At 72.9% G+C, this 12,513-nt stretch carries 8 protein-coding genes; 5 read left to right on the top strand and 3 right to left on the bottom strand.

The genetic code is table 11. From position 1 onward, the window contains the following. Window positions 1–184: 184 nt before the first annotated feature. From K7787_RS25625 to cimA, 3 genes are all read left to right on the top strand, one after another. Window positions 185–787, top strand: coding sequence for a TetR/AcrR family transcriptional regulator (locus K7787_RS25625; RefSeq protein WP_223003093.1), 603 nt, complete (start codon window positions 185–187; stop codon window positions 785–787). 39 nt (window positions 788–826) lie between these two features. Further along, a complete protein-coding gene (locus K7787_RS25620; protein ID WP_223003092.1) occupies window positions 827–2,164 on the top strand; it encodes an MFS transporter in 1,338 nt (445 codons plus the stop codon). A gap of 284 nt (window positions 2,165–2,448) precedes the next feature. Next, window positions 2,449–4,053, top strand: coding sequence for a citramalate synthase (cimA, locus tag K7787_RS25615; RefSeq protein WP_223003091.1), 1,605 nt, complete (start codon window positions 2,449–2,451; stop codon window positions 4,051–4,053). Window positions 4,054–4,155: 102 nt separating this feature from the next. Here the strand turns inward: cimA and K7787_RS25610 are convergent, their stop codons facing one another. Together K7787_RS25610 and K7787_RS25605 are read right to left on the bottom strand one after the other, a co-directional pair. Beyond that, complete coding sequence (locus K7787_RS25610) at window positions 4,156–4,770, bottom strand: GPP34 family phosphoprotein (RefSeq protein WP_223003090.1); 615 nt, start codon at window positions 4,768–4,770, stop codon at window positions 4,156–4,158. A gap of 155 nt (window positions 4,771–4,925) precedes the next feature. Then, window positions 4,926–6,809, bottom strand: a complete 1,884-nt coding sequence (locus K7787_RS25605; RefSeq protein ID WP_223003089.1) for a ricin-type beta-trefoil lectin domain protein — start codon at window positions 6,807–6,809, stop codon at window positions 4,926–4,928. Between the two features lie 299 nt (window positions 6,810–7,108). Here K7787_RS25605 and K7787_RS25600 point away from each other — a divergent pair, with 299 nt between their 5' ends. Both K7787_RS25600 and K7787_RS25595 read left to right on the top strand, forming a co-directional pair. Beyond that, window positions 7,109–10,129 carry a glycoside hydrolase family 3 protein gene (locus K7787_RS25600; RefSeq protein ID WP_223003088.1) on the top strand — a complete coding sequence of 1,007 codons (3,021 nt, stop codon included), beginning with the start codon at window positions 7,109–7,111 and terminating at the stop codon, window positions 10,127–10,129. A gap of 179 nt (window positions 10,130–10,308) precedes the next feature. Continuing rightward, window positions 10,309–11,700, top strand: a complete 1,392-nt coding sequence (locus K7787_RS25595) for a hypothetical protein (RefSeq protein WP_223003087.1) — start codon at window positions 10,309–10,311, stop codon at window positions 11,698–11,700. A 43-nt stretch (window positions 11,701–11,743) separates the two neighbouring features. On the opposite strand, the gene K7787_RS25590 is transcribed toward K7787_RS25595, so the two are convergent. After that, window positions 11,744–12,513: CAP domain-containing protein (locus K7787_RS25590; protein ID WP_223003086.1), on the bottom strand; the 770-nt coding region annotated here is incomplete at its 5' end.

The following is a 12,513-nucleotide window of genomic DNA, read 5'->3' as shown; positions in this document are numbered from 1 at the left end:
CGACCGCGCGTCGTGACGACGCCGCCGGCTCGGCGCATGCCGCTCGCGACGGGGCCCGGGCGGCGCGCGAGCGGGAGGTCCGGGCGGTGACGGCCGCCCCGCTCTTGAGAAGATGGCCCCGCGGTGGCATCCACCGCGTCACCCGGCGCCAGCCGAAGTCACGAACCCGTCAGGAGAGTCGCAGATGGCCGATGGGGCGCGGGCGCGCCGGAACGCGCCGCCCCGCGAGGAGGTCCTCGCCGCCGCCATGAAGATGATCGCCGAGCGCGGTCTGGAGAAGCTGACCATGGCGGCGCTCGGCCGTGCCGTCGGGATGAGCAGCGGGCACCTGCTGTACTACTTCGGCTCCAAGGACGAGCTGCTGCTGCGCACCCTGGAGTGGAGCGAGAGCCGGCTCGGCGCCGAGCGGGCGCGGCTGCTCGCCCGCCCCGCCCCCGCCCGCGACCGCCTCGCCGCCTACGTCGACCTGTACGTGCCCGACGGCCACCGCGACCCCCACTGGACGCTCTGGCTGGAGGTCTGGAACCGCTCCCTCGGCGCCGTCGAGGACGCCCGCGACCGGCAGGCCGCCATCGAGGGCGCCTGGCACCGGGACCTGGCCGCCCTCGTCGCCGAGGGCGTCTCCCGCGGCGAGTTCCGCCCCGTCGACGCCGACCGCTTCGCCACCCGTCTGCGCGCCCTCCTCGACGGCTTCTCCATCCACGTGGCCATCGGCCTGCGCGGCACCGACCGCGAGAAAGTCATCGGCCACGTACGGGAGTTCCTGGACGAGTCCCTGCACCGCTGACCGTGCGTCGCCCGCGCCCCGCCGGGGCAGTCACCCCCCATGGAACTCACGGCAACCACGGGACGTACGGCACGCACGACGCGCGAGCAGTGGAAGAAGATCTGGATCGGGTCCGCCGGGAACATGGTGGAGTGGTACGACTGGTTCGTCTACGCCAGTTTCGCCGCCTACTTCGCCGGGGCGTTCTTCCCGCACGGCAACCCGACCGCGCAGATGATGAACACCGCCGGCATCTTCGCCGTCGGGTTCTTCATGCGGCCCGTCGGCGGCTGGCTGCTCGGCCGGGTCGGCGACCGGCGGGGGCGCAAGGCGGCGCTCACCCTGACCGTCACCCTGATGTCCGCCTCCGCCGTCCTCATCGCCGTCGCGCCGACGTACGCCGTCGCGGGCTACGGCGGCGCGCTCGTCCTGCTGGTCGCCCGGCTGCTGCAAGGGCTCTCCGTGGGCGGCGAGTACGCGGCCAGCGCCACCTACCTCACCGAGGCCTCCGACCCGCGCCGCCGCGGCTTCGCCTCCAGCTTCCAGTACGTGTCCATGACGGCCGGCCAGATCATCGGACTGGGCCTGCAGATCGTGCTCCAGCGCACGATGTCCGACGCCGCCCTGCACGGCTACGGCTGGCGCATCCCGTTCGTCGTCGGCGCCCTCGGCGCGGCCGTCGTCTTCTACCTGCGCCGCTCCATGCTGGAGACCGAGGTCTACGAGACCGACGACACCGGCGGCGAGGAGCGCGGCACCCTGCGCGCGCTGTGGCGGCACCGGCGCGAGGCGCTGCTCGTGATGGCGTTGACCATGGGCGGCACGGTGGCGTACTACACGTACACCACCTATCTCACCAAGTACCTCTCCAACTCCGCGGGCCTGTCCAAGTCGACCGCCACCCTGGTCTCCTTCACCGCGCTGATCGTCTTCGCCTGCCTCCAGCCCCTCGCCGGCCGCCTCTCCGACCGGATCGGCCGCCGCCCGCTGCTGATCACCTTCGCCGTCGGCTCGACCCTGCTCACCGTGCCGGTCATGACGCTGCTGGGACACGTGGACGGCTACTGGCCGGCCCTCGGGCTCTCCCTGCTCGCCCTGGTCGTGGTCACCGGCTACACCTCCATCAACGCCTGCGTGAAGGCCGAGCTGTTCCCGACCGGCGTCCGCGCCCTCGGCGTCGCCCTGCCCTACGCCCTCGCCAACGCCCTGTTCGGCGGCACCGCGGAATACGTCGCCCTGTGGTTCAAGAACGCCGGCGCCGAGTCCGGCTTCTTCTGGTACGTGGCGGGCTGCGCGGCCGTCTCCCTCGTCGTCTACGTCACCATGCGGGAGACCCGCGACCTCGACCTGACCCGGGTGACGGCGGAGGGGCCGTCCAAGCTGACGCCCGCATCCTGAGACGGCGGTGAGTGCGGGGGCGGGACTGTGCCAGACTGCCCCCGTGCTCTCGTTCGCCATGATTATTGGCAGCAGGCGCGCCGGTCCGCAGTGACCGTCACGTACGACCAGGTACGGACGGCCACCGTCGTCCTCGACCCGCGCGCAGACCTCTCGCACCCGCGAGGGGTTTTTCGTTTTCCTGGCCCACCCGCAGCCGGGAGCGAGGCGCGAGGGAGTATTGGGGGGACGGTGGAGCCGGTCATTCCGGTACGACCGAGATCCCACTTCAGGAGCCCTGAGACATGACCGAAACCAGCCGGCTGGACGATTCGTTCCACGTCTTCGACACCACCCTGCGCGACGGCGCCCAGCGCGAGGGCATCAACCTCACCGTCGCCGACAAGCTGGCCATCGCTCGGCACCTCGACGACTTCGGCGTGGGCTTCATCGAAGGCGGCTGGCCCGGCGCGAACCCGCGCGACACCGAGTTCTTCGCCCGCGCCCGCGAGGAGATCGACTTCCAGCACGCCCGGCTCGTCGCCTTCGGCGCCACCCGGCGGGCCGGCGCCAAGGCGGCCGACGACCCGCAGGTCAAGGCGCTCCTGGACGCGGGCGCCGAGGTGATCACCCTGGTGGCGAAGTCGCACGACCGGCACGTGGAGCTGGCGCTGCGCACCACCTTGGAGGAGAACCTGGAGATGGTCCGCGACACCGTCTCCCATCTGCGCGCCCAGGGCCGCCGCGTCTTCGTGGACTGCGAGCACTTCTTCGACGGCTACCGCGCCAACCCCGAGTACGCCAAGTCCGTCGTGCGGGCCGCCGCCGAGGCCGGCGCGGACGTCGTCGTCCTGTGCGACACCAACGGCGGCATGCTGCCCGCGCAGATCCAGGCCGTCGTCGCCACCGTCCTCGCCGACACCGGCGCCCGCCTCGGCATCCACGCCCAGGACGACACCGGCTGCGCCGTCGCCAACACCCTCGCCGCCGTGGACGCCGGCGCCACCCACGTCCAGTGCACCGCCAACGGCTACGGCGAGCGCGTCGGCAACGCCAACCTCTTCCCGGTCGTCGCCGCCCTGGAACTGAAGTACGGCAAGCAGGTGCTGCCCGAGGGCCGGCTGCGCGAGATGACCCGGATCTCCCACGCCATCGCCGAGGTCGTCAACCTCACCCCCTCCACCCACCAGCCCTACGTCGGCGTCTCCGCCTTCGCCCACAAGGCCGGCCTGCACGCCTCCGCCATCAAGGTCGACCCCGACCTCTACCAGCACATCGACCCCGAGCGGGTCGGCAACACCATGCGGATGCTGGTCTCCGACATGGCCGGCCGCGCCTCCATCGAGCTGAAGGGCAAGGAACTCGGCATCGACCTCGGCGGCGACCGCGAACTGGTCGGCCGGGTCGTGGAGCGGGTCAAGGAACGCGAGCTCAAGGGCTACACCTACGAGGCCGCCGACGCCTCCTTCGAGCTGCTGCTGCGCGCGGAGGCCGAGGGCCGGCCGCTGAAGTACTTCAGCGTGGAGTCCTGGCGGGCCATCGTGGAGGACCGCCCCGACGGCACCCACGCCAACGAGGCCACCGTCAAGCTGTGGGCCAAGAGCGAGCGCATCGTCGCCACCGCCGAGGGCAACGGCCCGGTCAACGCCCTCGACCGCGCCCTGCGCGTCGCCCTGGAGAAGATCTACCCCCAGCTCGGGGCCCTGGAGCTGGTGGACTACAAGGTCCGCATCCTGGAGGGCAAGCACGGCACCTCCTCCACCACCCGCGTCCTGATCTCCACCTCGGACGGCAAGGGCGAGTGGGCCACGCTCGGCGTCGCCGAGAACGTCATCGCCGCGTCCTGGCAGGCCCTGGAGGACGCGTACACCTACGGCCTGCTGCGCGCGGGCGTCGAACCGGCCGCCTGACCCGGCCCGCCCCCGGCCGCCCGCCGGGTGCCGTACGGCGATCGGCGCAGACCCGGCCGGTCGCCGTACGGCACCGAGGCACGTCTTCTCAGGACCCGCGCCTCACGGTCCGCGCCAGATGTTCTGGAACGCCGCGTCCTCGATCCGCCGCCGCTGCCGCACGCCCTCCAGCTCGGTGACCGCGCCGTTCACGGCGGCCAGCACCGTGACCGCGGCCTCGTCCTCGGGGACGGGGACCTCTCCGGCGCCCTCGGGCTCGATGCCCAGCGCGGCGGCGAGCCCGGCGAGGACCGGCTCGTGGAAGGCCCAGCGGTCGCCCGCCGACCGCCGCGCCGGGCCGTCCACCGGCACCAGCCGCTCGGTCCCCCGGGGCATCAGCCGGCGGCGCGGCGTCGCGAGCTGCCCCTCCGCCTCCAGCACGGAGACGTAGGCGGCGGCCAGCCCGCGCCCGCGCCGCCACAGCCACTCCTCGACCGGCTCGTACGGGGCCTCGGCGACCAGCGCGGCCGCCGCCTCGTCCAGCAGCCGGTCGCCCGTGCCCGGCCCCGTCCCGCCCGGCTCCGGTACGACGGTCTCGCCGTCCAGCGCGACGCGCCCCGCCGCGAGCAGGTCGGCCAGCTCGGCCCCGGCGAGGGCCAGCGACAGGTCGCCCTGCTCGACGGGGCGCGTACCGGGCACGTCCAGGGCGACGATCAGCAGGTCCCGCGGTGTGGTCATACGGTCCAGGATGTCGCGGCCCTTGCCGATCCGCAGCGCGGACCACCGGTCCCGGCCATGGCCCCGCCGCCCCGCGCCCGGCTCGGTCCCGCCGCCCTCGCCACGCCCGGCTCAACCTCGCCGCCCTCCGCGCGCCCCTGCCGGAGCCGCCGCCGCTACTGAAGCCGCCACTTCTGGTTCGCGGCCCCGGTGCACGACCAGATCTGCGCCCGCGCCCCGTTCGCCGAGGAGTTGTCCGTGACGTCCAGGCACTTGTCCGCCGCCGTGTTCACCACATCGCCCGTGGCGGCGTTGTACGACCACTGCTGGGCGCCGGTCCCGTTGCAGCCGTAGAGCTGCACCTTCGCGCCGTTCGCCGTCGAACCCGAGGTCACGTCGAGGCACTTGCCGAGCGCCCGCACCGTGCCGTCGCCCTGCACGGTCCACTGCTGCGCCGCGCTGCCGTTGCAGTCGTAGAGCTGGACCGCCGTGCCGTCGGCGCTCGAACCGCCCGCCACGTCCAGGCACTTGCCGGCGAGGCCGGTGAACGCGCCGGTGCTCGCGCCGCCCCCGGACTGCGTGCCGGACCAGGTGAAGGTGGCCGAGGTCTTCGCGGGCAGCGAGTAAGTGGCGTGCTGCGAGCCCCAGTTGACCGTGACGGTCTTGGCGCCGGTGCCGCCGTTGTAGGCGATCAGCGCCTTGGAGCCGTCCGGGTTGCGCCAGGCGACGTTCGGCACGGCGGTGGAGGCGGTGGAGGCGATGCGCTGTGCGCCGGGGCGGACGAACTTCGTCAGATGGCCCATCGTGTAGTACTCGATCGTGTAGTCCACCTGGCCCGACCTGCCGTCGCCGTCGTGCACGGTGATCAGCCCGGTGCAGGTGCCGCAACCGCCGTTGTGCGGGCCCATGTTCTGGTCCACGGCCAGCGACCACTTGGTCACCGACTTCGCCCAGTTGCGGGTGTAGTCGATGATGTCGGACATGTCCTCGCGCTGCTGGTCGGCGATCCAGGTGCCGCCGGAGTGCTCGGTGCCGAAGGCGTCCAGCGACGGGTACTGGTCGTGCACGCTGGTCTGCTTGGTCACGTCGCCGCCGTAGCCGTGCCAGGCGATCCCGCCGAAGTTCGGGTGGGTGCGGATCGCGGCGTCGTCCACGCTGGGGGCGGCGTAGGAGTCGTAGGTGTCCCAGTTCCAGTCCAGCGCGAGGACCTTGGTGCTCAGGCCCGCCGCCTGGAGCTTGGGCAGCAGCTCGCTCTTGAGGAAGTACTGCAGGCCGCTCGCGTTCCAGCTCATCGACGGGTAGCCCGAGCAGCAGGTCGGCTCGTTCTGCGCGGTGACGTAGGAGACGGGGACGCCCTGGTCCTTGTACGCCTGCACGTACTTCACGAAGTACGAGGCGTAGGCCCCGTAGTCCTCCGCCTTCAGCCAGCCGCCGTTGAGCTGCCCGCTGTCCTTCATCCAGGCCGGCGCGGTCCACGGCGAGGCCATCACCGTCAGGGACGGGTTCAGCTGGAGCGCCTGCTTGGTGAGCGGGACGACGTCCGCGAGGTCGTGGGAGAGGGAGAACTTCGCCAGCGACGGGTCGCTCTGCCCGGCCGGCACGTCGTCGTAGGTGTAGCCGTAGCGGGCGAGGTCGGAGGCGCCCATCGGGTTGCGCAGGAAGGACAGGCCGATGCCGTCGGTGGGTGAGAACAGCTTGCGCATCGTGGCGTCCCGTGTCGCCTGCGAGAGCGCCCCGCTGCTGTTCATCAGCCAGGCCGCGGTGTCGGTGAAGGAGGCGCCGCCGCCGGTGAAGGTCTGGTAGCGGGTGTTCTCGTCCACGGTGATGTTCTCGCCGGACCCGCCGGTCCCGGCCTGGAAGGCGAACGGCGTCTGCGGCTCAAGGCCGCGCACCACATGCCGCCCGCCGCTGTCGTCGGTCGTGGTCAGCCAGGCGGTGACCTGCTCGCCGGCCGCGTGCGCGCTCGGCGCGGCCAGGGTCGTCAGTCCGGCGGTGGACAGCAGCCCGGCCAGCAGCAGCCGGACCGTGCGCGAGGTGACCGTGCGCGAGGGTCTTCTCATCGTGCGCCGCCCTTTCGGAAGGTGGGGGAGGGGAGGCGTGCGAGCCGTGAGTAAATGACGGCCGGGACGGCCCGTCAAGGGGGTGTGCGTTCATTGGTCGAAGCATCAACGGCCCGGAAGCGGCCGTGAGTTGAGCCGCGTACCAGTTCCGGTGTGAAGTCTTGACGGATCGCCGCCGCCCCATTTAACTCACGCCCTGATCTAAGCCATGAGTGAATGCTGAGCCGCAGGAAACCCCTGAGCCGGCCCCGGGACGCCCCCGGGGCCGAGCAGCCCCTGGGACGAGGGAAGGTCCGTGCATGCGAAGAACCGCCCTGCTCGCCTCCGCCACCCTGCTCACCGCGCTGGTGCCGCTCGCCGCCGCGCAGGCGGCCCCGGCCGCCGACGATCCCGCGCCCGTGCCCGTGGACCGCTTCGAGGGCGAGGTGCCGTTCGCCGGGCAGCCGGCCGAGGGCATCTTCACCTGGGGCGGTGACAGCGACGACCCGCCCGCCCTCCGGCTCACCGCCCGCCCCGACGCCCCCGAGGGCGAGAAGGTCCTCACCGGGACCTACGACATCAGCGGCTACGGCGGCTTCACCCACGACTACGCCACCGACCGGCCCGCCCACGACTGGTCGGCCCACAAGGGCATCCGCCTGTGGTGGGAGGGCCAGAACAACGGCAGGAAGATCCCGTTCGAGATCAAGGACGGCGGCGCGAACGGCGAGGCGTCCGAGCTGTGGACGACCTCCTTCACCGACGACTTCACCGGCTGGAAACAGATCGAGCTGCCCTTCGCCGACTTCACCTATCGCACGGACTACCAACCGGTCGGCGGCATCGACCACGTCCTCGGCCTCACCCAGATGTGGGGCTACTCGCTCACCCTGCCCACCGGCGTCGAGGGCCGCTTCGCGATGGACGGCGTGGAGCTGTACGGCAAGGCCGACCAGACGCTGCGCGCCTCCGTCACCACCGACGCGCCCGTCTACCCGGTGAAGGAGGGCGGCACGGCGAAGGTGCGGATCACCGTCGCCACCACCGGCTCCGCCCCGATCACCGAACCCGTCACGGTCGCCTACCGCACCTCCGGCGGCACCGCCGAGGCCGGCAAGGACTACGCCCCCGTCTCCGGCGCCCTCACCTTCCCCGCCGGCACCGCCTCCGGGACCTCGCGCACCGTCGAGGTGCGCACCCTGAAGGACAGGGCCGCCGAGGCCGCCGAGACGATCCCGCTGGACCTCACCGTCACCGGCGCCAAGGCCCCCGCGCAGAAACCGCAGGTCGTCGTGGACGCCCACGGGCTGCCCTACCTCGACACCGGGCTGCCGGTGAAGAAGCGCGTCGCCGACCTCGTGTCCCGGCTCTCCCTCGCCGAGAAGGCCGGGCAGATGACCCAGGCCGAGCGCGGCGCGATGAGCAACCCCGCAGACATCGCCGGCTACGCCCTCGGCTCGCTGCTGTCCGGCGGCGGCTCCACGCCCACGCCCAACACCGCCGAGGCCTGGGCGAAGATGATCGACGGCTACCAGCTCCAGACCCGGGCCACCCGCTTCCAGATCCCGCTGGTCTACGGCGTCGACGCCGTCCACGGCCACAACAACCTGGCCGGTGCGACGATCATGCCGCACAACATCGGCCTCGGCGCCAGCCGCGACCCGCAGCTCGCCGAGCAGGCCGGCGCGGTGACCGCCGCCGAGGTCCGCGCCTCCGGACCCCAGTGGGACTTCGCGCCCTGCCTGTGCGTCACCCGCGACGAGCGCTGGGGCCGCTCCTACGAGTCCTTCGGCGAGGACCCGGCGCTGGTGACGTCCATGGAGACGGTGATCCAGGGCCTGCAGGGCCGCGCCGACGGCAGCGACCTGGACCGTAGTGACAAGGTGCTCGCCACCGCCAAGCACTTCGTCGGCGACGGCGGCACCACGTACGGCTCCTCCACCACCGGCGCCTACACCATCGACCAGGGCGTCACCGAGGTCACCCGGCAGCAGCTGGAGGACATCCACCTCGCGCCCTACCAGGACGCGGTGGACCGGGGGATCGGCACCGTCATGCCGTCCTACTCGTCCCTCGACATCGCCGGGGACGGCAAGGGCGCGGTCAGGATGCACGCCCGCGGCGACATGATCAACGGCGTGCTCAAGGGCCGGATGGGCTTCGACGGCTTCGTCATCAGCGACTACAACGCCCTCGACCAGCTCCCCGGCGCCTACCCCGCGCAGGTCACCGCCTCCGTCAACGCGGGCGTGGACATGATGATGGTGCCGTACAGCTACACCCAGTTCACCTCCACCCTGATCGACGAGGTGAAGGCGGGCCGCATCAGCGAGAAGCGGATCGACGACGCCGTCTCCCGCATCCTGACCCAGAAGTTCGAACTGGGCCTCTTCGAGCACCCCTACACCGACACCCGGGGCGCCGCGCGGATCGGCTCGGCCGGCCACCGCGCGGTCGCCCGCAAGGCCGCCGCCGAGTCGCAGGTGCTGCTGAAGAACGCCGGGAACGTCCTCCCGCTGAAGAAGAGCCAGAAGGTCTACGTCGCCGGGTCCGACGCCGACGACATCGGCAACCAGACCGGCGGCTGGACCATCACCTGGCAGGGCTCCTCCGGGAACATCATCAAGGGCACCACGATCCTTGAGGGCATGAAGAACGCCGGCGGGAACGTCACCTACTCCAAGGACGCCTCCGCGCCCACCAGCGGCTACGACGTCGGCGTGGTCGTCGTCGGCGAGACCCCGTACGCCGAGGGCGTCGGCGACGTGGGCAACGGCCACAGCATGGAGCTGTCCGCCGCCGACCAGGCCGCCGTGGACAAGGTGTGCTCGGCGATGAAGTGCGCGGTGCTCGTCGTCTCCGGCCGCCCGCAGCTCATCGGCGACCGCCTCGGCGACATCGACGCCCTGGTCGCCTCCTGGCTGCCGGGCACCGAGGGCGACGGCGTGGCCGACGTGCTCTACGGCAAGCGCGCCTTCACCGGCAAGCTCCCGGTGACCTGGCCCAGGAGCGAGGCGCAGCTGCCGATCAACGTCGGCGACGCGAGCTACGACCCGCAGTTCCCCTACGGCTGGGGCCTGACCACCCTGACGAAGACGCCGACGGGCGGGACGGCCGCACTCAAGGCGCTCGGCCTGGCCGCGACGCTCGCCGAACGGGCGCACGCCGCCGACGCGGGCCGCGCCCTGGTCGACAAGGCCCGGCTGATCGTCCAGCAGAAGGCCGCGAACAGCATGAGCGCGGCGGTGGCGAAGCCCTTCGCCGACGCGGACCACCTGCTGCTGACCGGTGAGTACGGGGCCGCGGTGGAACGGCTGACGGCGGCGTACCGGGCGGCATGACCGGGTAGCCGCACCGCAGGGAAGGCGCACCTCCGGGTCTCCCGGGGGTGCGCCTCTCGTGGGGCGGGGGCGCGCCGCTCTCGTGGGGCGCTCCCGCGTGCTCCGGGGCCGGCCGAGCGGTCATCCCGTCCGGACAACCGATTCACGCCTCTTAGGATGATTTCCGGTAATTTCGAAGTATGAAGGCCGTCGCTGTGTCCCGAGCACGCGTCCCCGTACAGCTGCTGCTGGCGCTCGCGGTGGCCGTCATGGCCGCCCTGGCGACCGGCGTCTCCCCGGCCGCCGCCGACACCTCCGTCTCGGCCGTCGCCCAGGCGCTGCGCAAGAGCCCCGTCTACGTCGACCCGGCGGCCCGGGCGCAGCTGTCGTCCGCCGACGCGGACGCGCTGGCCCGCAAGATCAAGGACGCCGACAAACCCCTGTTCGTCGCCGTCCTCCCGGCGGGCTATCCGACCCAGGACCTCTTCACCGACCTGCGCACCGCGACCGGCATCACCGGCGCGTACGCCGTCCGCCTCGGCGACCGCTTCGACGCCCGCGCCGACTCCTCGGTGCTGCCCCGCACCGCCGTCCAGAACCTGGTCACCAGCGTCCAGGGCGAGGACGCCAGGACCCAGCTCACCGACTTCACCGACCGGGCGCTCGCCAACATGCGCGGCTCGGCCCCCGCCTCCTGGGGCGGCGCGGGCCACGGCGGCGCGTCGAGCACCGCGCTGATCACCGCCGGCGCGGTGCTGGTGGCGGGCGGCATCGGCGCGTACGCCCTGGTCCGGCGCGGCCGCAGCCGCAAGGCGGCCGAACAGCGGGCCGCCCTGGAACGGCTGCGGGTCGTCGTGGACGAGGACATCACCGCCTTCGGCGAGGAACTGGACCGCCTCGACTTCCACCCGGCCGAGGCCAGCGCGACCGACGCCATGCGCGCCGACTACGAACGCGCGCTCAACGCCTACGACCAGGCGAAACAGGCCATGGCCGAGGCCCGCAAACCCGAGGACGTACGGGCCGTCACCGCGGCCTTGGAGGACGGCCGGTTCAGCCTCGCGCAGCTCGCCGCCCGGCGCGAGGGCCGCCCGCTGCCCGAACGCCGCCCGCCCTGCTTCTTCGACCCGCGCCACGGCCCCTCGGTCGCCGACGCCACCTGGACCCCCGTGGGCGGCGCGCCCCGCGAGGTCCCGGTCTGCGCCGCCGACGCCACCCGGCTGGCCGACGGCCGCGACCCCGTCGTCCGCGAGGTGGACACCGACTGGGGCCGCCGCCCCTACTGGGACGCGGGTCCCGCCTACGGCCCCTGGGCCGGCGGCTACTTCGGCGGCGGCATCCTCCCCGGCCTCCTGGTCGGCACCCTGCTCGGCGGCATGATGTCCGCCCCCGCCTACGGCGCGTACTACGGCACGGGCTACGGCGACTTCGGCGGCGACGCCGGGGGCTTCGGCGGGTACGGCGGCGGCGACGTCTCCGGCGCGGACTTCGATCCCGGCGACTTCGGCGGCGGCTTCGGCGGCGGGGACTTCGGAGGCGGCGGCGACTTCGGCGGGGGCGGGAGCGGCGGGGACTTCGGCGGCGGGTTCTGAGCCGCGCCGTGCGCGCCGAGCCGGGGGGCGCGGTTGGGGAGCGTCACATACGGGTGCCGAAGTCCTGGGTCCACCACGGGCCGCCCGAGCCCTTGTGGACGCCCACGCCGAGGTTCTTGAACGCGCAGTTGAGGATGTTGGCGCGGTGGCCGGGGCTGTTCATCCAGGAGTCCATGACCGACTCGGGCGTCTGCTGGCCCCGGGCGATGTTCTCCCCGTAGGTGGACCAGCGGTAGCCCGCGGCGGTGATGCGGTCGCCGGGGTCCTTGCCGTCGGGGTTGGTGTGCTCGAAGAAGTTCCGGGCGGCCATGTCGTCGGAGTGGGCCTGCGCGGCGGCGTCCAGCTGCGAGTCCCCGGTGACCGGGCCGCAACCGGCCTTCGCCCGCTCCTGGTTGACCAGCGCGATCACCTGCGCGACGGTCCCGGCGGGGGCGGGCTGCGCGGGCGGGGCCTCGGCGGTGGTGCGGGTCGGCCGGGGCTGCGGCTTCTTCGCCGGCCTGGAGGTCGTCTTCGCCGGGCTCGGGCTCTTGGCCGCGCCGGTGCTCTTCGACGGGGAGGCGGACGGCGACGCGGAGGCGGAGGCGGAGGGCGAGGGCGAGGCGGACGCGGAGGCCGAGGGGGAGTCCGACGGGCTGCCGGCCGGTGCGGCGAGGTCGGTGACGGGGGTGGTCGGTGCCGCGGCGACGGTGTCGCTCCCGTCCGCGCCGCCGCCCGGACCGGGGCCGAAGTACCAGGCGCCGCCGCCGGCGAGGCAGGCGGCGACCACCGCGGCGGCCGTCGCGCGCCGCCGTACGCGCCGCTTGCGGCGGGCGG

It is taken from the genome of Streptomyces sennicomposti (assembly GCF_019890635.1).
Classification (GTDB): Bacteria; Actinomycetota; Actinomycetes; order Streptomycetales; family Streptomycetaceae; genus Streptomyces; species Streptomyces sennicomposti.
The sequence above is the reverse complement of the archived record's forward strand: the minus strand, read 5'-3'. Positions and strand labels throughout refer to the sequence as shown.

What these genes read in the sequence shown, in the direction of transcription:
- K7787_RS25605 (WP_223003089.1), bottom strand. Translation starts at nt 6,809, where the DNA reads ATGAGAAGACCCTCGCGCACGGTCACCTCGCGCACGGTCCGGCTGCTG.
- cimA (WP_223003091.1), top strand. Translation starts at nt 2,449, where the DNA reads ATGACCGAAACCAGCCGGCTGGACGATTCGTTCCACGTCTTCGACACC.
- K7787_RS25600 (WP_223003088.1), top strand. Translation starts at nt 7,109, where the DNA reads ATGCGAAGAACCGCCCTGCTCGCCTCCGCCACCCTGCTCACCGCGCTG.
- K7787_RS25625 (WP_223003093.1), top strand. Translation starts at nt 185, where the DNA reads ATGGCCGATGGGGCGCGGGCGCGCCGGAACGCGCCGCCCCGCGAGGAG.
- K7787_RS25610 (WP_223003090.1), bottom strand. Translation starts at nt 4,770, where the DNA reads ATGACCACACCGCGGGACCTGCTGATCGTCGCCCTGGACGTGCCCGGT.
- K7787_RS25620 (WP_223003092.1), top strand. Translation starts at nt 827, where the DNA reads ATGGAACTCACGGCAACCACGGGACGTACGGCACGCACGACGCGCGAG.
- K7787_RS25595 (WP_223003087.1), top strand. Translation starts at nt 10,309, where the DNA reads ATGAAGGCCGTCGCTGTGTCCCGAGCACGCGTCCCCGTACAGCTGCTG.